19 protein-coding genes are annotated in these 20,221 nt (G+C 67.5%); 7 read left to right on the forward strand and 12 right to left on the reverse strand.

Annotated elements, in window-relative coordinates:
• Positions 1-53: 53 nt before the first annotated feature.
• From C0012_RS08190 to C0012_RS08225, 8 genes are all read right to left on the reverse strand, one after another.
• Positions 54-611 carry a flavin reductase family protein gene (locus C0012_RS08190; protein ID WP_110589091.1) on the reverse strand — a complete coding sequence of 186 codons (558 nt, stop codon included), beginning with the start codon at positions 609-611 and terminating at the stop codon, positions 54-56.
• A gap of 31 nt (positions 612-642) precedes the next feature.
• A complete protein-coding gene (locus C0012_RS08195) occupies positions 643-1,668 on the reverse strand; it encodes a methionine synthase (RefSeq protein ID WP_110589090.1) in 1,026 nt (341 codons plus the stop codon).
• 24 nt (positions 1,669-1,692) lie between these two features.
• Positions 1,693-2,694 (reverse strand): putative oxygenase MesX, encoded by a 1,002-nt coding sequence (locus C0012_RS08200; protein WP_110589089.1) that lies wholly within the window; start codon positions 2,692-2,694, stop codon positions 1,693-1,695.
• Positions 2,695-2,814: 120 nt separating this feature from the next.
• Positions 2,815-3,768, reverse strand: coding sequence for a LysR family transcriptional regulator (locus C0012_RS08205; protein WP_110589088.1), 954 nt, complete (start codon positions 3,766-3,768; stop codon positions 2,815-2,817).
• 134 nt (positions 3,769-3,902) lie between these two features.
• Entirely contained in the window at positions 3,903-4,793 is an 891-nt protein-coding gene (locus tag C0012_RS08210) for a glycine betaine ABC transporter substrate-binding protein (RefSeq protein WP_232527834.1), read from the reverse strand.
• Positions 4,794-4,903: 110 nt separating this feature from the next.
• Positions 4,904-5,821 (reverse strand): glycine betaine ABC transporter substrate-binding protein, encoded by a 918-nt coding sequence (locus tag C0012_RS08215; protein ID WP_110589408.1) that lies wholly within the window; start codon positions 5,819-5,821, stop codon positions 4,904-4,906.
• A gap of 131 nt (positions 5,822-5,952) precedes the next feature.
• Positions 5,953-6,930 carry an ABC transporter permease gene (locus tag C0012_RS08220; RefSeq protein ID WP_110589086.1) on the reverse strand — a complete coding sequence of 326 codons (978 nt, stop codon included), beginning with the start codon at positions 6,928-6,930 and terminating at the stop codon, positions 5,953-5,955.
• The gene (locus tag C0012_RS08225) at positions 6,930-8,246 is read right to left on the reverse strand and encodes a quaternary amine ABC transporter ATP-binding protein (RefSeq protein WP_198411100.1); all 1,317 of its coding nucleotides are present in this window, start codon (positions 8,244-8,246) and stop codon (positions 6,930-6,932) included. Before C0012_RS08225 ends, C0012_RS08220 begins: the two co-directional genes overlap by 1 nt.
• A 430-nt stretch (positions 8,247-8,676) precedes the next feature.
• On the opposite strand from C0012_RS08225, the gene C0012_RS08230 reads away from it, so the two are divergent.
• Positions 8,677-9,930: a SufS family cysteine desulfurase gene (locus tag C0012_RS08230; protein WP_110589085.1), complete on the forward strand. Its 1,254-nt coding sequence runs from the start codon at positions 8,677-8,679 to the stop codon at positions 9,928-9,930.
• On the forward strand, positions 9,927-10,364 hold the full coding sequence (sufU, locus tag C0012_RS08235; RefSeq protein WP_110589084.1) for a Fe-S cluster assembly sulfur transfer protein SufU: 438 nt from the start codon (positions 9,927-9,929) through the stop codon (positions 10,362-10,364). The genes C0012_RS08230 and sufU overlap by 4 nt, the downstream gene beginning before the upstream one ends.
• A 4-nt stretch (positions 10,365-10,368) precedes the next feature.
• Here the strand turns inward: sufU and C0012_RS08240 are convergent, their stop codons facing one another.
• A complete protein-coding gene (locus C0012_RS08240; protein ID WP_110589083.1) occupies positions 10,369-11,238 on the reverse strand; it encodes an acyl-CoA thioesterase in 870 nt (289 codons plus the stop codon).
• An 82-nt stretch (positions 11,239-11,320) separates the two neighbouring features.
• Between C0012_RS08240 and C0012_RS08245 the strand changes: the two genes are divergently transcribed.
• Positions 11,321-11,986, forward strand: coding sequence for a hypothetical protein (locus tag C0012_RS08245; protein ID WP_110589082.1), 666 nt, complete (start codon positions 11,321-11,323; stop codon positions 11,984-11,986).
• A 72-nt stretch (positions 11,987-12,058) separates the two neighbouring features.
• On the opposite strand, the gene C0012_RS08250 is transcribed toward C0012_RS08245, so the two are convergent.
• Together C0012_RS08250 and pepN are read right to left on the reverse strand one after the other, a co-directional pair.
• Positions 12,059-12,463, reverse strand: a complete 405-nt coding sequence (locus C0012_RS08250; protein WP_110589081.1) for a globin — start codon at positions 12,461-12,463, stop codon at positions 12,059-12,061.
• Positions 12,463-15,027: an aminopeptidase N gene (gene pepN, locus C0012_RS08255; protein WP_110589080.1), complete on the reverse strand. Its 2,565-nt coding sequence runs from the start codon at positions 15,025-15,027 to the stop codon at positions 12,463-12,465. Before pepN ends, C0012_RS08250 begins: the two co-directional genes overlap by 1 nt.
• A gap of 141 nt (positions 15,028-15,168) precedes the next feature.
• Between pepN and C0012_RS08260 the strand changes: the two genes are divergently transcribed.
• From C0012_RS08260 to C0012_RS08275, 4 genes are read left to right on the forward strand one after another with little or no spacing between them, the layout of a single operon-like run.
• The gene (locus tag C0012_RS08260; protein ID WP_110589079.1) at positions 15,169-16,395 is read left to right on the forward strand and encodes a ferrochelatase; all 1,227 of its coding nucleotides are present in this window, start codon (positions 15,169-15,171) and stop codon (positions 16,393-16,395) included.
• Positions 16,396-16,418: 23 nt separating this feature from the next.
• A complete protein-coding gene (locus C0012_RS08265; RefSeq protein ID WP_110589078.1) occupies positions 16,419-16,919 on the forward strand; it encodes a ribose-5-phosphate isomerase in 501 nt (166 codons plus the stop codon).
• A 4-nt stretch (positions 16,920-16,923) separates the two neighbouring features.
• A complete protein-coding gene (locus tag C0012_RS08270; RefSeq protein ID WP_110589077.1) occupies positions 16,924-17,925 on the forward strand; it encodes an Fpg/Nei family DNA glycosylase in 1,002 nt (333 codons plus the stop codon).
• Positions 17,926-17,941: 16 nt separating this feature from the next.
• Positions 17,942-19,450, forward strand: a complete 1,509-nt coding sequence (locus C0012_RS08275) for an amidohydrolase (RefSeq protein ID WP_110589076.1) — start codon at positions 17,942-17,944, stop codon at positions 19,448-19,450.
• A gap of 150 nt (positions 19,451-19,600) precedes the next feature.
• Here the strand turns inward: C0012_RS08275 and C0012_RS08280 are convergent, their stop codons facing one another.
• Positions 19,601-20,083 carry a Dps family protein gene (locus C0012_RS08280; protein ID WP_110589075.1) on the reverse strand — a complete coding sequence of 161 codons (483 nt, stop codon included), beginning with the start codon at positions 20,081-20,083 and terminating at the stop codon, positions 19,601-19,603.
• Between the last annotated feature and the right edge of the window lie 138 nt (positions 20,084-20,221).

Consider the following 20,221-nt stretch of genomic DNA (forward strand, 5'->3'; position numbering starts at 1 on the left):
CCCCGAATCCGAGAAGGAATCGGGGGCGTTCTTCGTGGTGCCGCGTGCGGGGATCAGATCGCGGATCCTTCGCCGAGGCGATGCCATGTGCGATTGTGATGAACCAGCGGGCCGGCCTCGTGCTCGGGACTGCGAGCGATTGCTCCCTCGCGCGCGTGGGCGACGATGACCGTGGAGCCGCCGGCCTGGATGCGGTCGACGATGGTCGCCCGCGTCCAGGCGCGGACACCGTGGTACACGGGTTCGCCAGTGATGAGACGCGTCCAGCGGTCGCGGTCGGCGAATCTGTCGGCGCCGCTGGTGGCGGCGAGCTCGGCGAGATCGAGATCGTCGGCGTCGAGGAGATGCACGACCACCGAATCTGCGGCGATGATCGACGGGGCTGCCGATGACCGGGCGGAGACGGAGAAAATCAGCAGCGGTGGGTCGAGGCTGATCGACGCGACGGAACTCGCGGTGAGCGCGACGGGGCCGGCAGATCCCTCTGCGGTGATCACCGAGACGCCGCTGGGGTGGCCGCGGAACAGCGATGCGAAGCCCTCCGCATCGATCCGCGTGGCGGTGGACTGAGGTGCGGCGCCTGCTGCGCGTGAGGTGGTGAGAGTTGTCATCGTGTGTGGTCTGCTTCGCTCCGGAACCCGCTCAGGCAAGTTCCGCTCGGATGATCTGCGCGCCCGCTGCCAGCGCGATCATCTTGTCCCGCGACACCTCTCGGGCCAGCGGCGCCATGCCGCAGTTCGTACTCGGGCGCAGCCTGTCGGCGTCGACGAAGGGCAGCACGCCCCGAAGCGTCGCCGCTACCTCCTCCGGAGTCTCGATTCTGGGGCTTGCGACGTCGATCGCTCCGACCATCACGTTCTTGCCCCGAAGGAGCTCGATGAGATCGACAGGGACACGAGAATTGTGGCGCTCCAGCGACACTGTGTCGATTGACGACTGCTGCAGCAGCGGGAACGACTCCTCGTACTGGCGCCACTCGGATCCGAGTGTCGCCTTCCAGTCGTTGTTGGCCTTGATGCCGTACCCGTAGCAGATGTGCACGACAGTCTCGGCCCGCAGCCCCTCGGCGGCGCGCTCGAGCGCGGCCACGCCCCACTCCTTCAGATCATCGAAGAAGACGTTGAACGCCGGCTCGTCGAACTGGATGATGTCGACGCCCGCCGCCTCCAGCTCCCTCGCCTCCTGATTGAGGATCTTCGCGAACTCCCACGCGAGCTTCTCGCGGCTCCCGTAGTGACGATCGGACAGCGTGTCGATCATCGTCATGGGGCCGGGGAGCGCCCACTTGATCGGCCGATCGGTCTTCTCCCGGAGATCCTTCGCGTCGTCTACGAAGACCGACCGCTCGCGGCCCACCGCCCCGACGACCGTCGGGACACTCGCGTCGTAGCGGTCGCGGATCCGCACCGTCTCGCGCTTGTCGAAGTCGACCCCGCTGAGGTGCTCGATAAAGGTCGTGACGAAGTGCTGACGGGTCTGCTCGCCATCGCTGACGATGTCGATGCCGGCGTCGAGCTGTTCGTCGGCTGCCAGCCGCAGTGCGCGTCGCTTGCCTTCGGCGAGCTCCGCACCCTCGAGCTTCCAAGGGGACCAGAGAGTCTCGGGCTCCGCGAGCCAAGCGGGCTTGGGCAGGCTGCCGACGATCGAGGTGGGAAGGTTCGTGTTCATCCTGATTCTCCGCGTCCTATCCGGTCAGAGCGAGCGAGCGGCGGCCCACCGATCCAGAACGTCCTGGTACGGCTTCATGAAGTGCTCCTCGGTGAACTTCCCCTGCTCGACGCCCAGGCGGCTGCGCTCCTCGCGGTCGTACGTGACGTCGGGCGTCGAGAAGTCGGGATTCTGCAGGCTGGGCCGATACACCTCACCGGCGGCCGTGTGGGCGTTGTAGATCTCCGGGCGGTAGATCTTCTGGAACGCCTCCATCGTGCTGATCGTGCCGATCAGCGCCAGATCGGAGTGGTCGGACGTCAGGCTCCCCTGGTGGTAGAACGCGAGAGGAGCGACCGAGCCGCGCGGCATGAAGTACCGAACCTGCTGACCCATCTTGCCGAAGTAGAGGTCGGTCAGCGAGTCGGCATCGTGCGTGTACTCCCATCCGAGGACGGGGTGCCGGTGCTCGGTGCGACGGTACTCTCGGCTTGTCGAGACGCTGATGCAGACCACGGGCGGCTGGGAGAACCTTTCGCGGTATGCGTCGGAGGCGACGAAGTGCTGGAACAGCTTCCCGTGCAGCTCGCCGAAGTCGTCGGGGAGCCCCGGACCGGTTGAACTCGCCTTGTGCGCGGGCAGCACGACGCTGAAGTCGTAGTCGCGGACGTACGACGAGAAGTTGTTCCCCGTGATCCCCGTGATGCGCTCGCCGGTCGTCCTGTCGAGGATCTGCACGTCGAGCATCTCGATCAGCGGGACACCTGCGCCGTGGCCGGTGCCAGCGGCGTCGATGTGCAGGTCCACCGAGACGATGTCGAGCTCCACGGCATAGCGGTTCCGCTGCGGGTTGTCATGATCGGCGAGGTCGTTCACGCGGTCATCGATCATCTTCAGGACGTTGCGGAGATTCTGCCGGCGCCCCTCGCCTCGAGCGAGGTTCGCGAAGTTCGTCGTGACGCGGGAGCCGGCCGACGGGGAGTACTCCTCGTCGAATCGGGTGGTGCTGATGCTGAACGTCAGGTCGGTCGCCGTTGTCGTCGTCATCCGATGCCTCGATTCCTCGTGGTGAGTCGTGGGGTGGGTTCGCACCCGGTGAACTCACTGTAGGTGGCACCAACGGCTATAGCCCCATAGGAATGCTCCGCGGCTTGACATAGGTGATTCCTATGTCAGGAGCTCGACGCCGAAGCTGACGACGACATCGCGCATCTCGGCGACGAATCGCTCGGCCTGCGCTGTGAGTGGCATGGATCCGTGCCCGATCCATCCGATCTCGATGCGTTCGTCGACATCGAGCGGGATGGCGACGATCGATGGATCGAGATCGTCCGAGATGATGCCGGTGGAGATGGTGTACCCATCGAGACCGATCATGAGATTGAAGATGGTGGCGCGGTCGCTCACCCGGATGTCCTGCTTCGATGACCTGGTGGAGAGGATCTCCTCGGCGAAGTAGAAAGAGTTGTTCGCCCCCTGGTCGAAGGTGAGCCGAGGGAGATCCTCGAGGTCTTCGAGGGTGACGCGCTCGCTCTCCGCGAGCGGGTTCGTCCGCGCGACGAAGATATGCGGTGTGGCACGAAACAGCGGGGTGAAGGCCAGCCCGGACTCGCGCAGGAGCTTGTCGATGACGTTCCGGTTGAAGTCGTTGCGATAGAGCACTCCGATCTCACTCCGGAGCGTGCGGACGTCTTCGATGATGTCCCAGGTGCGCGTCTCGCGGAGGGTGAACGCGTATTCCGCCGCATCAGACCCCTTCACCATCCGGACGAATGCGTCGACGACGAACGAGTAGTGCTGCGCAGAGACGGCGAGGAGGCGGCGTGACGGTGGACGCCCCAGGTAGTGCTGTTCCAGGAGTTCCGCCTGCTCGACGACCTGGCGGGCGTAACCGAGGAACTCGGTGCCGTCCTCCGTGAGAGTCGCGCCGCGGGCCGAACGTTCGAGGAGGGCGCGGCCGACGCGGCGCTCGAGATCCTTCATCGCGGCGGACATCGTCGGCTGCGAGACGTAGAGAAGATCCGCGGCTGCGGTGATGGATCCTTCGGCGGCGACCTCGACGAAGTACCGGAGCTGCTGCAGGGTGATCCCGTTCGCTGTCCCGATTCCGTCGCGCGCCATAGCCACAAGCTATCGCACTGCGGTGGCGGCGGAAGAGGAACGACAGTGTCGACCAGCTCCGTCCGAGCACCCGCCCCCCCACGAAGAAGCGCCCCTGAGAACGAATCCCAGGGGCGCTGCACGAACGGGTGAGATTACTCCACGACCCACTCGAACTCGTCGCCGTAGTCGGCGAGCCATGCGTCGATGGCCTCCGGCTCCTCGCCGTCACCGAATTCATTCACCACGGTGTTCTCGAGCGCGCCATACTGCTCATCATTCAGCGTGATCTGCGCCATGAGATCCGCGGCTTCGGGGAAGTCGTCGCTGAAGCCCTTGTGCGCGAGGAAGTGAAGCCCCTCGGTGGCTCCCATTCCTTCCTTCGGGTCATCCAGGTCCTTCAGGCCGTATTCCTCGTACGCCCAGAAGGGACGCCACAGTGTGACGACGATGTCCTCTTCGTTGTTGACGGCGTCTTCAAGCGCGGTGAGCATCGCCGCGAGAGACGACGAAGTGAGTGTGTACTCGTCGCCCAGCTGATAGGCGGGAAAGAGGCTCTCCTCCGCCATCGTCGCAGTTCCCGAGCTCGGCTCGATCGTGTAGATCCGACCGTCGAATCGATCCGCCTGCCCGTGGAGATCCTCGACGGCGTCGATGTCGACGTAATCGGGTACCGCGAGCGTTCCGTGCGCATTGTCGTAGTAGGTGCCGATGTCCTCGATACGGTCGCCGTACTTCTCGATGTAGGCCGCCTGCGAGATGTCGGACCAGGCAGAGGGGTAGATGTCGACATCTCCCTCGGCGAGCGCGGTGTACAGCAGCCCGGGCTCCGTGAGCTCTTCGAGCTCCACGGCGTAGCCCATCTTCTCGAACTGATCCTGGAGCAGATACGCGTTGTTGACGGCGTCGGTCCACGACGGCAGGAAGCCGACCGTGATGGTCTCCTCCTCTGCGGCGGTGGTGGTCTCGCTTCCGCACCCGGAGAGGGCGAGGAGCGCGGCCGATCCGAGTGCTGCAGCGGTCAGGATACGGGGAGAAAAGCGCATGGGCCTCTCTTTCATATTCGTCTCGTGGTTCTGTGTCGCAAGAAAGTGGGGCGCCACGAGCAGATCGCGGCGCCCCACTTCGTGTGCGGGGTAGCCCCCGCGTCACTGAGTTACTCGGTGACGAGCGTGTCGAACGCCTCGGAGTTCGCCTCGATCCACTCGTCGATGGCGGCGGACTTGTCATCCTCGCCCTCGTACTCGTTCACGACGGTGTCCTCCAGCGCCGCGTACTGAGCGTCATCGAGCTTGATGCCGGCGATGAGTTCCGCGGCCTCCGGGTTCGCCTCGGCGAAGCCCGAGGTGCCGAGGAAGTGGAGACCCTCGGGCTCGCCCATGGCGCCCTCGGGGTCCTCGAGGTCCTTCACGTCGTACGTGTCGTTCGCCCAGAACGGACGCCACAGCGTCACGACGATCTCTTCCTCGTTCTGGATCGCGGTGTCGAGCTCCGTGAGCATGCCAGCCGTCGAGCTGGTGACGAGCTCGAACTCGTCTCCGAGCTCGTACGTCGGGATCATCGAGTCCTGCGTCTGGGCCGTGAGGCCGGCACCGGGCTCGATGCCGACGATGCGGCCGTCGAGCAGGTCGCCGTTGCCCTTGAGATCCTCGATCGAGTCGAACTGCGAGTACGACGGCACCGCGATCGTGAGCTTCGCGTTGTCGTAGTACGTGCCGAGGTCCTCGATGTCGTCGCCGTACTCGTTCATGTACTCGGCGTGGGTGAGCTCAGGCCAGGCCGACGGGTAGATGTCGACGTCGCCCTGAGCAAGGGCCGTGTAGAGCGGGCCGGCCTCGGTGAGGTCGGTCATCTCGACGGTGTAGCCGAGCTTGGTGAGCTGGTCTTCGAGCAGCCAAGCGGTGCTGAGGCCGTCGGTCCACGCAGGCAGGAAGCCGAGCGTGATCGTGCCCATGGCCTCGCCGTCGCCGGAGCCCGTGTCTCCGTTGTCTCCGCCGTCGGAGGAGCAGCCGGAGAGCGCGAGCGCGGCGGTGGCCCCGAGTGCGATGAATCCTGTGAGGTGGCGCTTCTTCATCATGATGATGTTTCCTTTCCTCCCGTGCCGAGGCAGCGGGCGTTGGGGATCCTCTCGAGCAATCCTGCTCGGAGAAGAACGGACGAGGTCCGCTCAGGTCTGTGTCGGTATGCGATTGATACGGGACGGGTTCAGGCGCCGCCGCCGACCGGCGCGCGCCGGGGCGAGGCCTTGGCGCGCTCGGCTTCCTCTGCGGCCTGGGCGGCTTCAGCGTCAGCCCGTGCACTGCGCGCCGCGGCGCGGCGGCGGCTGATCGTGCCGATGAGCGACGCGGGATACTCGGACGGATTTCCGAGTGCCGCTGTGACGCGGTCGAGGAAGACCGCGAGGATGACGACGCCGAGGCCTGCTTCGACGCCCTGCGCGATGTCGATCGTGGAGATCGCCGCGACGACCTCCTTGCCGAGGCCGTCGGCTCCCGCCATGCCGGCGATGACCGCCATCGACAGCGCGAGCATGATGACCTGGTTGACACCGGCCATGATCGTGGGAAGAGCGAGAGGCAGCTGGATTCCACGGAGGATCTGCCCGGGCGCCGCTCCGAACGCGTGCCCGGCTTCCACCGTCTCGCTGTCGACGCCGCGGATCCCGAGCTCGGTCAGGCGTACGCCCGGAGGCATCGAGAAGATCACGGTCGCGACGAGGCCGGGAACGACCCCGATGCTGAAGAACACGATCGCGGGGATGAGATAGACGAAGGCGGGCATCGTCTGCATGAAGTCGAGGATCGGCTTCAGGACCGTCTGCACGGCGGCGTTTCGTGCCGACCAGATGCCGAGCGGAACCGAGATGACGATCGCGACGAGCGCGGCCATCAGGACGAGCGCGAGCGTCTGCATCGCCGGAACCCACATGTCCATCCCGACGATCAGGACGAATGTGATGGCTGTCCCGACCGCGAGCTGCCACGACCGGAAGAGCCAGCTGATGAGTGCCGCGACGATGATGGCGACGGGGATCGGCGTGGCGAGCAGGACGTCGGTGAGCGTATCGACGAGCCAGCTGACGACCATCGTGATGAGGTCGAGCAGCCACTCGAGGTTCTCTTTGACCCAGTCGACGGCGGTATCTACCCATTGGCCGACAGGGATCCGGAAGTTCTCGAACATCAGCGGGCCTCCTCGTGTCCGGTCGCGGGGGAGTCGACGGGGCGACCATCCTCGCTGTCCGCGAGCACCTGGTCGATGACTGTCGTCGGCACGGGCTGCGCCGGGAGCGTGATCTCCTCAGTTGACCCGGGGCCCGGGCCGAGAGCCGCGAGCAGTGTCATGCGGGGGATCACGCCGACGAGCTTGCCCGCTTCGTCGACCACCGCGACGGCGAGCTTCGACTCGACGGCCGGGATGAACAGATCCATCAGCACATCGTCGACGTTGACGGTCGTCGCGTCGTTCTTGATGGCGCCCTGGATCGAACGCTCGCCCTTGCGGACGAGCTTCAGCGCGTCCCGGTCCTCGAGCGTGCCGAGGAGCTTCCGGTCGCGGTCGACCACGTATACGGCGCTCAGGAAGGCGTCGCGCATCGTCTTCAGAGCCGTGCGCGGGCCGGCCGTCGACGAGACGACCGCGATCGGCTTCTCCATGACGTTGCCGGCCGTGAGCACACGGGCGCGGTCGACATCCTGGACGAACTGCTCGACATAGTCGTTCGCCGGGTCCGTGAGGATGTCCTCAGGGCTGCCGACCTGCACGATCCGGCCGTCGCGCATCACGGCGATGCGGTCGCCGAGGAACATTGCCTCGTTGAGATCGTGCGTGATGAAGATGATGGTCTTGTGCAGCTTCTGCTGCAGCTCGAGGAGCTGTTCCTGCATCTCGCGGCGGATGAGCGGGTCGAGCGCGCTGAACGCCTCGTCCATCAGCATGATGTCAGTGTCGGCGCAGAGCGCGCGGGCGATGCCGACGCGCTGCTGCATTCCGCCCGACAGCTGGCTCGGGAACTTCTCGCCCCAGCCGCCGAGGCCGACGAGGTCGAGGATTTCGTTCGCCTTGTCGAGGCGCTCGCGCTTGCCGACGCCCTGCAGCTCCAGCGGGTACGCGACGTTGTCGGCGACCGTTCGGTGGGGGAGCAGCGCGAAGTGCTGGAACACCATCGAGATGTGGTCGCGGCGGATCGCGCGCAGGGCCTTGTCGGAGATCGTCGTGATCTCCTGATCCCCGATCGTGAGCGTGCCTGCGGTCGCATCGTGCAGACCATTGATCATGCGGATCAGTGTCGACTTGCCCGAGCCCGACAGGCCCATGACGACGAAGATCTCTCCTCGCTGCACTTCGAACGAGGCGTCGATGACGGCGGCGGTCGCGCCGTCGAGTTCCTCCCGCGGCGTTCCCGCGCGGAGCTTGTCCACTGCTTCCTGCGTGCGGCGGCCGAAGACCTTGTAGAGGCCGTTGGCCTTCACCAGCACGTCGTTGTTTTTCTCTGTCACGTTCTCCTGCGACGAGCGCGTCCTTCATGACGCAACATGCGCGCTCGGCCCTCGGGTTGGCGGATCGTGATTGATCGACCCCAGCGGCCGTGTCGGACGCGACACCGCGGGACGAGGAATCGGAAGCCGGGTTGCGTGTCGACATTCCTACATTCCTGACAGCCCTAGAATAGCGGGGTGCGAGAACACCGATCGCACATGCGGCCAGATTTCGTCGTCGTCTGTCGAACTCAGAGTGGCGTCTGTCCGCCGAGATGCGTGGAATGACGCGAAAAATGGGGCACCGTCGTGTTGTCCGTCGAGCCTCGGGACGTTATGGAATCGTGAGCGCGAGGTCTCCGAGCGTTCACGTGAGCGTCACGTCGACGCCGGGACGCTCGGGATGCGGGAAGATGGAGGGACACCCCTCGTCCACCAGGGAGCTCACTCGATGCCCACAGCCCTCGGCGCGCCCGTGCGCGCGGACTTCCCGTTCTTCCAGGCGCACCCCGACGCCGTCTATCTCGACACGGGGGCGACGTCGCAGCGCCCGGCCGCCGTGCTCGACGCGGAGGTCGACTTCGTCCGCAGCGACTATGCGGCGGTGCATCGCGGATCCAGCATGGCGACGGGTGAGGCAACCTGGGCGTTCGAGAACGCGCGTGAGCAGGTGGCCGGCTTCGTCGGCGCCGGCGAGCGCGAGATCGCCTGGGCACAGAACGCGACCGATGCGCTGAACATGATCTCCCTCGGGATGGCGGACGCTTCGGCCGGAGTCGGTGACGATCGCTTCGCGCTCAGGGAAGGCGACGAGATCGTCGTGACCCAGGCCGAGCACCACGCGAACCTCATCCCGTGGCAGCGGCTCGCGGCCAAGACCGGCGCGACGCTGCGTTGGGCCCCGGTCGACGAGAGCGGCGTCTGGACGATCGACGGATTGCGCGAGCTCGTCTCGTCCCGCACGCGCATCATTGCGTTCGCTCACGTGTCGAACGTCACGGGCCTGATCGCGCCCGTCGCGGACATCGTGGCGATCGCTCGCGAGTTCGGTGCGCTCACGGTGCTCGACGCCTGCCAGTCCGTCCCGCACATGCCTGTCGACCTCGCCGACCTCGGCGTCGACTTCGCCGTCTTCTCGTCGCACAAGATGCTCGGACCGACGGGCATCGGCGCGCTCTACGGGCGCGCCGAGCTTCTCGACGCCCTCCCGCCCGCGCGCACAGGCGGATCCATGATCACGGTCGTGTCGATGGAGCAGGCTGACTTCCTTCCCGCGCCGCACCGCTTCGAGGCGGGCACGCAGCCCGTCAGTCAGGCCGTCGGATTCGGCGCCGCCGCCGCCTATCTGCAGGGCCTCGGCATGGACGAGGTCTTCCGGCACGAGCACGAGATCGCCTCGGCGCTCGTCGAGGCGGTCGAATCCGTCCCGGGCGTCCGCCTCATCGGGCCGGCAGCGGGGCAGCCCCGTGCCGCCCTCGCCAGCTTCCTCGTCGACGGCGTGCACGCGCACGACGTCGGCCAATTCCTCGACGATAGGGGGATCACCGTGAGAACCGGACATCACTGTGCCCAGCCGCTGCACCGCGCGCTCGGGACGGCCGCATCGACTCGCGCGAGCGCGGGCGTCTACTCCTCGGCGGATGACGTCGAGGCGCTGCGAGTTGCCCTCGGCGACGTGCGCGGATTCTTTGGGGCCGACCGATGAGCGGGCTCGAGTCGATGTACCAGGAGCTGATCCTGGACCACGCGAAGACCCCCGAGGGCAAGGGCGATCCGTCGAATCACCCCTTCACGCACCACGAGTTGAACCCGTCGTGCGGCGACGAGATCACGCTCGGCATCACGGTTGAAGATGGTCGCATCTCGGGGCTTGAATGGGATGGCCAGGGGTGCAGCATCTCGATGTCGTCCGCGTCGATCATGAGCGAGCTGCTCTCGGGGGCGACGCGCGACGAGGCCCTCGCGCGGATCGACGAGTTCCGCGAGATGATGCGCTCCCGCGGTAAGGTCGAGCCGAGCGAGGATCTGGGCGACGCCGCCGCGTTCCAGAACACCGCGAAGTACGTGATGCGCGTCAAGTGCGCCATGCTCGCGTGGGTCGCTCTCGAAGCCGACCTCAAGGCCTCCCTCGCGGCCTGATCCGTCAGGCGTCCGCGGGCGTGCGCGCCATGATCTCTTGCGCGACGCTGGCGACGAGCGCGCCGTCGCGAGAGAAGATGCGGCCGACGTTCATGCCGCGGCCGCCCTGAGAAGTGGGCGACTCGGCGACGTAGAGAAGCCACTCGTCGACCCGGGCAAAGCGGTGCCACCAGATCGCGTGGTCGAGGCTCGCTGAGCGCAGACCGGGCGTCCGCCAGGGAACGCCGTTCGCACGCAGCGTCGGCTCTTGGATCGTGAAGTCACTCATGTAGGCGAGGATCGTCCGGTGGAGGGACGGGTCGTCGTCCAGGCGTTCGCGGATTCGGATCCAGGTGGCCTGGTGCGGCGTCTGCTCCGGCACATCGAGGAAGATCGCTCCGTCGACGTGGCGTGCCTCGATGGGGTTCGCGCGCAGCAGCCGGGATGCGTCTCCGAGCTCCTGCTCGGCCGAGGGCAGATCCTCCGGCGCCGGTGCCTCGGGCATCGCGAACTGATGCTGCATCCCCGGATCCTCGTCCTGGAACGAGATGATGCCGCTGAAAATCGGTGCGCCGCTCTGGTAGGCCTGCACCCGGCGGCGCGAGAAGGAGCGGCCATCGTGGATCCGCTCGACCGCGAAGGTCGTCGGCAGCGTGACGTCGCCCGGGCGCAGGAAGTAGCCGTGCAGGGAGTGCGGGAAGCGGTCTTCGGCGATCGTGCGCGTCGCCGCGGTGACGCACTGCGCGACAACCTGACCACCGAACACGCGCCCCGTCGGCATCGGGTGGGACGCACCGACGAAGATGTCCTCGTGCGTGCGCGCTCCGGTCTCATCGAGCTGGAGCACTCCCATGAGCATGTCGATCGGGTCACTCGGATACTCGATGCCGCTCATGGGGCTCCTTCTCATGACGTGGGATCTGACCTGCGGCGACACAGAGGCGTCTGCCCAGGCGCGCGTCAATAGTCTAGGGAGGGTGAGTGAGCGACTGGTTCTGGCGGATTCCGGATCGGCGCGCGACGCCCTGACCTTCTCCGGGCGGGCGGCGCGCATCGGCGACGAGGGCGTGCGTGTGCAGGCGCGCGGCGGCGTGCTCGCGATGACGGCTGCGGCCCTCGCGCCGCAGGGGCTGCTCGATCGCACTCCGACGGTGCTCGCGATGCGCGTGCTCCGGGCCGACCCCGAGCTCGAGTGCGACTTCGTCGTGGCTGAGCTCAGCGAGACCGACCACGAGAGTCAGGTCGGACTTCCCGAGCAGGCGATGGCTCCCGCGTGGGCCGGCGTGGCGCCGCCGCGGGCCGGTTGGGAGCGCGTGGGCGAGCTCGACGCGGCCACGCTCGCGTCGCGCGCGCAGTGGGGAATCGCGGCCGTCGCCCACCAGGTGCCGACGGACGCGGGCGAGGACGCCGTGCGCGTCGTGCGCGGATCCGTGTGGGGCCAGCCCGACGACGACCTGGGCGGTCTGCCGCTCGGGGTCGCGTTCGCGGCCTTCTCGTTCGGGTTCATCGCGGGCGAGGAGCGTGCGACGGTCTTCACATCGGGTCGCTGGACGCGCGTCTCGCTCGCCCGAGGTCACGTGCTCTCGCGTGGCCCCGCGGTCTCGGGCCTCACCTCGGTGCGGACGACGGGCGGCACTGCCTGACGAGCTGCCGCCACGACACGCCATGTCTCCGCGCGGGCGTAGAGCGTGTCGTGGCGACCGGCGTCTGAGCGGCTACTTCTCGAACGTGTTGACCATCGCGTAGGCGGCGCGTTCGAGGTAGTCCCACAGCGTCGCCTCGTGCACAGGCGAGAGCTCGGCCTCGTCGAGTGCCGTGCGCATGCAGCGCAGCCAGCGGTCGCGCGCATCGGGGTTGACGTGGAACGGCATGTGCCGCATCCGCAGGCGCGGATGCCCGCGCTGCTCGCTGTACGTCGCCGGCCCGCCCCAGTACTGCTCGAGGAAGAGGAGCAGACGTTCGGCGGCGGGGCCGAGGTCCTCCTCCGGGTACATCGGCTTCAGGACCTCGTCCTGAGCGACCTCCCGGTAGAAGACATCGACGATCCGGCGGAACGTCTCGCGACCGCCCACCTGCTCGTAGAAGGTGGGCGGCCCTCCGGTCTTCTGGATCTCGACCATCAGTCCTGTGCGTCCGCTTCGGCGTCGCGGGACTGGGCCGCGAGCGCGCGTTCGACGCCCGCGAGGTTCTCTGCGACGATGCGGCGCAGGGCGGCGGGCGCCTCGGCGTTCTCGCGCAGCCACGCCCGGGTCGTGTCCCGCAGCTCGATGTTCGCGAGGGGAGCGGGGTAGAGAAGCTCGAGGAGGTACGACGCGATCTGGAACGTCCGCTGCTCCCACACCGGCAGAAGCATGTCGAAGTACCGCGGGACGAAGGCCTCGAGGTCGTCGCGCGTTGCCGGGTGGACGAATCCCGCCGACGCGGCGCGCACCACCGTGTTCGGCAGCTCGTCGCTGTCGACGAGCGCTGCCCACTCCTTCTGCTTGCTCTCGGCGCCGGGCAGAGCCGCACGGGCCTGCGCGGCGAACTCGCCGCCCTTCGCGGTGTTGTCCGCGGAGAGGGCCTCGTCGATCTCGGCGCGTCCGATCGCGCCGCCCGAGGCGAGCGAGACGAGCAGCTGCCACGAGAGGTCCTGGTCGATGTCGAGCCCGGGAAGCTCGAGGGATCCGTCGCGCAGCTGCCGCACGCGATCCCAGTGCTCGGAGCGCGACGCCGCGAGCGCGAACGCCGTCGCGAGCTGCAGCTGCATGTCGCTGCCGGGAGCCGCCTTCTCGAGGAGGCTCCACAGTCCGTCGGCGACCTTCGCGCGCTGCGCCTCGCGCGTGTCCGGCGCCACATAGCTGTGGGCGGCGAGCCGCACCTGTGCGAGCGTCGTGCGCACGGTCGTCGACTCGGTCTCCGTGCCGAGGCCGGCGAGGACGAGGTCGATGTAGTCGCGCGCCGTCATCTCGCCGTCGCGCGTCATGTCCCAGGCCGCTCCCCAGACGAGCGAGCGGGCGAGCGGATCCGCGATGTCGGCGATGTGCGCGATCGCCGTGGCGAGGCTCTGGTCGTCGAGGCGGATCTTCGCGTATGCGAGGTCTTCGTCGTTGAGCAGCACGAGTGCGGGCCGCCGATGCCCGACGAGCTCGGGAATCTCGGTGAGATCGCCGTCGATGTCGACCTCGACGTGGTGCGTGCGCTCGAGCGAGTCGCCGCGCATCTCGTAGAAGCCGATGCCCATGCGATGCGGTCGGATCGTCGGGTGATCGGCGGGCGCCGTCTGCATGACGGCGAATCGCGTGATGATGCCGTCGACATCGTCATCGATGACGGGCGAGACGGTGTTCACGCCGGCCGTCTCGAGCCACTTCGCCGTCCAGGTCTTGAGGTCGCGGCCACTCGTGCGCTCGAGCTCGACGAGCAGGTCGTCGAGCCTCGTGTTCTGATAGGCGTGCTTACGGAAGTAGGCCCCGACACCTGCGAAGAACGCCTCAATGCCGACGTAGGCGGCAAGCTGCTTGAGAACGGATCCGCCCTTGGCATAGGTGATGCCGTCGAAGTTGACCTGGACGTCCTCGAGATCGGAGATCTCGGCGACGACGGGATGCGTGGACGGCAGCTGATCCTGCTTGTAGGCCCAGGTCTTCTCCATCGCGTTGAACGTGGTCCACGCTTCGGTCCACTCGGTGGCCTCGGCCGTCGCGATCGTCGACGCCCACTCCGCGAACGACTCGTTGAGCCAGAGGTCGTTCCACCACTTCATCGTCACAAGGTCGCCGAACCACATGTGCGCGAGCTCGTGGAGGATCGTGACGACACGACGCTCCTTGACGGCGTCGGTGACCTTGCTGCGGAACACGTAGGTCTCGGTGAAGGTGACGCAGCCGGCGTTCTCCATCGCGCCCGCGTTGAACTCGGGGACGAAGAGCTGGTCGTACTTCGCGAACGGGTAGGGGACTCCGAACTTCTCCTCGTAGTAGGCGAAGCCCTGCTTCGTCTTCTCGAAGATGTAGTCGGCATCCATATCGGCCCAGAGGCTCTTGCGTGCGAAGACGCCGAGAGGGATCGTGCGTCCCTCGCTGTTGACGAGCTCGTCTCGGACCTCCTCGTAGGGCCCGGCGACGAGCGCCGTGATGTACGACGAAATACGCGGCGTCGGCTCGAAGCCCCAGGTTGCGGATCCGCCCTCCTCGTGGGGGATGGGCTCGGGCGTGGGCTGGTTCGAGACGACCTTCCACTCCTTGGGCGCGGTCACCGTGAACTGGAACGTCGCCTTGAGGTCGGGCTGCTCGAACACCGCGAACACACGCCGCGAGTCGGGAACCTCGAACTGCGTGTACAGGTAGGCCTCACCGTCGACCGGGTCGACGAAGCGGTGCAGCCCCTCGCCGGTGTGCGTGTACTCGCAGTCGGCGTCGACGATCAGCTCGTTCGACTCCTCGAGGTCGTTGAGCACGATGCGCGAGTCGGCGTAGATGTCGGACGGGGCTAGCTCGCGCCCGTTCAGCGTGACCTCGCGCAGGTCGCGCGCGATGAGGTCGATGAACGTGGTCGCGCCGGGAGTCGCGTCGAACCGCACGACGCTGCGCGATCCGAACACCTCCTCGCCCTTCGTGAGATCGAGCGCGACCTCGTAGCTTCGGGTGGCGACGACTCCTGCGCGCTCTTCGGCTTCGACGCGAGTGAGGTTCTCTCCAGGCACTGTGGCTGCTCCCATGAGTTCGTCGGGGGATCCGCCCGCGCGCGGTCGGCGACGCAGGCAACTGCTACAGCCTACGTTGCTCCTTCCAGACCTGGATGAGTGCTGAGCCGGTCGGTGCGGATTCGGTGCGAATATAGATCTGTGACAGTCGACCCACAGCACTCCTCAGCGCAGTCAGACCAGACCGTCCTCTATGCGTCGCCCGCGGCGGCATCGGGAGCGCCCTTCGTCGAGACGCCGACGGCGTACGACGCGGTCCTGCTCGCGAGTTTCGGCGGACCCGAAGGGCAGGACGACGTGATCCCGTTCCTGCGCAACGTCACGAGTGGCCGGGGAATCCCGGACGAGCGCCTCGAAGAGGTGGCAACGCACTATCGCCACTTCGGAGGCGTCAGTCCGATCAACGACCAGAACCGCGAGCTCCTCGCGGCACTGCGTGCGGAGATCGTGAGCCGCGGACTGGATCTGCCCGTCTACTGGGGCAATCGCAATTGGGATCCGATGCTGGAGGCCGCGGTCTCCGAGGCCTACGCTGACGGTCATCGCACGGTCCTCGCCCTCGCGACGAGCGCCTACAGCTCGTACTCGAGCGACAGGCAGTACCGCGAGGACATCGCCCGGGTGCTCGGATCGGGCGAGGGCGGCACGGGGCTCGGTGACGGCGACGACCCGATGACGATCGACAAGGTGCGCCTCTTCTTCGACCACCCGGGATTCGTCGAGCCCTTCTTCGAGGGCATCCGCGACGCCGTGGTGGCATGGCTCGAAGCCGGACGTCCGGCCCGCGAGATCCGCTTGCTGTTCTCGACGCATTCGGTGCCGCTCGCCGACGCCGAACGCTCGGGGCCGCGCGACGTCGACTTCGGCGAGGGCGGCGCGTACGCGGCCCAGCATCGCGCTGTCGCGGCGCACCTGGTCGCGCGGTTGCGCGAGGAGATCCCGGCAGCCGCCGAGATCGACTGGTCGCTCGTGTACCAGTCTCGTTCCGGCCCGCCGTCGCAGCCGTGGCTCGAGCCCGATGTGAACGATGTCATCGCGGGCCTGCCCGACGAGGGCGTCACCGCCGTCGCCGTCGTTCCGCTCGGATTCGTCAGCGACCACATGGAGGTCATGTGGGATCTCGACAACGAGGCGAAGGAGTCGGCCGAGGAAGCGGGCCTCGCGTTCGCGCGCACGCGTACGCCGGGCTCGCACCCGGCGTACGTGGCAGGCCTCGTCGACCTCATCGAGGAACGAATCCACGGCACACCAGCCGCCGAGCGGCCGCACCTGACGGAGCTCGGGCCGTGGTTCGATGTGAGCCGCCCGGGAAGTGACGAGAACGTCCGCCTCGGTTTCCGGCCCGCAGCCGCGGGCATCGCGCCCTGAGCGGATACGGCAGAATCGTCACCATGCGCATCCATATCGCGACGGATCACGCCGGCCTCGAGTTCTCTGACCGACTGCAGGAGCATCTGGTCTCCCAGGGGCACGCGGTCGTCGACCACGGCCCCGACCACTACGACGCCCTCGACGACTACCCGGCGTTCTGCATCCGGGCCGCTCAGGCAGTCGTGGCAGATCAGCGTTCGGGCACCGAGGCGCTGGGCGTCGTGTTCGGCGGCTCCGGAAACGGCGAGCAGATCGCCGCGAACAAGGTCGAGGGCATCCGCGCGGCGCTCGTGTGGAATCTGTCGACGGCCGAGCTCGCCCGCGAGCACAACGACGCGAACGTCATCGCCATCGGAGCGCGCCAGCACACGGTCGAGGAAGTGTTCTCGTTCGTCGATCGCTTCATCGCGACATCGTTCCCGGGTGAAGAGCGCCACGCTCGTCGCATCGCTCAGGTGGGCGCCTACGAGCGCGACGGCGAGCTCGTCGACGGCCCGGCACCTCGCGAACGGAGCGTGTAGCGGGATGCCCGAGGGGCATTCCGTCCATCGCATCGCCCGCCAGTTCGACCGCAACTTCACGGGGCGGTCCGTCGCTGTGTCGAGCCCGCAGGGGCGATTCGCCGACGGCGCTGCCCTCCTCGACGGGCGGAGGATGTCGCGGGCGATGGCCGTCGGGAAACAGATGTTCCTCGAGTTCGACGGAGACCGCTGGCTGCGCGTGCACCTCGGGCTGTACGGGGCGTGGGACTTCGCGGGGGAGATCCTCGTGGATCCGACGATCGCGTCGGCCAATGGGCGTATGGGGCAGACGAATCAGCGCGGGACCGATCTCGAGGAAGCCATTCACGACGACGCGGGCGAGAACTCCCTCGCCTCGATCGGCGCTCCGCGGAAGACGCGCGGACACGTACGCATGTCCGAGCAGACGAAGGGCGTCGACGACGGGGCCGAGCTCGAATGGCCGCCGCCCGTCGTCGGGCAGGTTCGCGCGCGGCTCATGACGGAGGTGACGTGCGCCGATCTGCGTGGCCCGACGGCGTGCGTCGTAGAGACTCCCGAGCAGATCGACGCCGTGCTCGACCGGCTCGGTCCGGATCCGCTCGTGGGGGATCCGCGCGAGAACGAGGAGCGCTTCGTCGCCGCCGTCCGTCGCCGCGGCGTCGCGATCGGTCAGCTGCTCATGGACCAGGCCGTCGTGAGCGGCATCGGCAACGTCTATCGCGCCGAGATGCTCTTCCGCGCGGCGCTCGATCCGCACACGCCGGGTCGACGTGTGCCCGAGGACGTCGTGCGCGGACTGTGGCATGACTGGACGGAGCTGCTCCGCATCGGCGTCGAGACCGGTCAGATGATGACGATGGACGGTCTCACGGGGGAGGAGTGGCGTCGCGCCATGGCGAGCCGAGACGATCGCCACTGGGTATACCACCGGGCTGGCCTGCCGTGCCGCCGGTGCGGGACCGAGATCGCGCTCGAAGAGATGCAGGCGCGCAAGCTGTACTGGTGCCCTGGCTGTCAGAAGTGACCCGCGAAGGGGAGACATGCATATCGGAGAGAACGTCGACGTCATCGCGAACGCGCGCATCGCGGGGGAGGGGCGCGAGCTCCTCGCCCACCCGCACACCGCGCGCGACGGCCTGTTCGATCTCTGGGTGACGGGCGGTCGGATCTCCGACATCGCGCCGTCAGGCAATCTGCGCCCGCGCGGAGCCGTTCTCGACGCGGAGGGCGCATGGGTCGTTCCCGGACTGTGGGATCACCACGTGCACTTCCTGCAGTGGGCGCTGGCATCGAGCAGGCCCTCGGTCGAGCACGCCGGCTCACCCGCAGAGGCGGCCGCGTTCGCCGCGGGGATTACCCCGCAAGCGGACGGACGGCGCGTGCTCTCTCGGCTCGCGACAGCGCTCTGGGAGGCGGAGCCGACACGAGCGGTGCTCGACGCTGCGACAGGCGATGTGCCGAGCTATCTCCTCGGCGTCGACGTGCACTCCGTGTGGATGAACGAGGCTGCATTCCGCCGGGAGGGAATCGCGCCGACCGAGAGCGGACTCGTGCGCGAGTCTGCGGCATTCGAAGTGATCGATCGGCTCGATGACGTCGAGGGATCCGTCGCCGATGCGGCGCATGTCGAGGTCGCGCGGCGCGCGGCGGCGCGCGGCGTCGTCGGGATCTGGGATCTCGAGTTCGGTGAGAACCACGCCCCGTGGCGCCGACGCTCGGATGCCGGGTGGGACGCGCTGCGGGTGTTCTCGAACGTCTACCCCGACGATCTGGAGGACGTACTCGCGCAGGGCCTGGCGACGGGCGATCCTCTCGCCGCGAATCCGCTTGTGCGACTGGGCATGCTGAAGGTCATCGGTGACGGTGCGCTCGCGAGCGGGACTGCGGCCACATCGCACGACTACGACGCGCACCCGCATCATCGCGGCGTACTCGGAGCCTCGCCGGAGCAGATGGCCGATCTCGTTGCGCGGGCGGCGGCCGGTGGCATCGCGACGACGATCCACGCGATCGGCGACGCCGCGAACACCGCCGCGCTGGATGCGTTCGCGCGATGCGACGTGCCCGGGCGCATCGAGCACGCGCAGCTCGTCTCGGCGAGCGACATCCCGCGCTTCGCGCGTCTCGGCGTCGACGCGAGCGTGCAGCCTCAGCACCTCATCGACGATCGCGAGCTCACCGATCGCTTCTGGGCGAATCAGCCGGCGCGGCCCTATCCACTGCGCGATCTGCGGGACGCAGAAGCGAATCTCCTGCTCGGATCCGATGCGCCCGTGTCGCCGCTCGACCCGTGGATCCAGATGTCAGCGGCCGTGTTCCGCACGGACGACGCGCAGGATCCGTGGCAGCCGGAGCAGGCTCTCGAAGCGCGCACGGCCCTCGCCGCGTCGACGGAGGGCGGATCGGCGGATCCGGTCGCGATCGAGCCGGGGGCGGTGGCCGACCTCGCCGTCGTCGCGCACGATCCGCTCGTCGCGACGCGAGATGAACTGCGTGCGATGCCCGTCGCCGCGACGATGATCGGCGGCCGGTTGACGCACCTCGGGTGACCCGAGCCTCACCAGATTCGGAGATCTCACGAGATTCGGATCCTTTCGGCGGATCCGCCCGCGATTCGTGAGATCTCCGCATTTCGTGAGCCCGCTCACGCACGCGGCCCCGCCGCCCGGAGGCGACGGGGCCGTGCGCGATGCGTCAGATCACTCTGCGACGTGGGCCACGAGGAACCAGCGGTCCTTCTCGAGGCCGGCCTTGATGCCGATCGCGATGTCCTGGCTCGTGAGGTCGATCTCGTCCAGGCCGTCGATCGCGGCGTCGAGGTCGGCGATGACGGCGTCGATGTCCTTGACGACGCCGGCGATGATCTCGTCGGACTGCGCGAATCCGGCAGGGGCGCCCGTCTCCGAGACCTTCGCGGCGACCTTGTCGATGCGCGAGTCGATCGGCAGGCCCAGAGCGACGATGCGCTCCGCGGCCTCGTCAGCCCATCCGCCCGCGTGGTCGACGAGCGTGTCGAGGAACTCGTGCACGCCGACGAAGTTGGCGCCGCGGACGTGCCAGTGCGCCTGCTTTCCGTTCACCGTGAGCGCCTCGAGCCCGAGGACGATCGGGGAGAGGAACTGCGAGCTGGCGGCGGCGACGGTCGGGTCGGCGGCGGTGGTTGCGATGGTGGTCTTACCCATGATGGTCCCCTTCTTTTGGTTCGAGACGGGATGATCGGTTCCCGCGTCATGGTCAACGTTACTCGTCTGGCTCCCGCGCGCAAGCAAGGAAAGCCTCGTTTGAATCTGGGTGTGACCTGGGGAAAGTGAGCCTGTCCT

The organism is Microbacterium suaedae, assembly GCF_003254645.1.
GTDB lineage: Bacteria > Actinomycetota > Actinomycetes > Actinomycetales > Microbacteriaceae > Microbacterium > Microbacterium suaedae.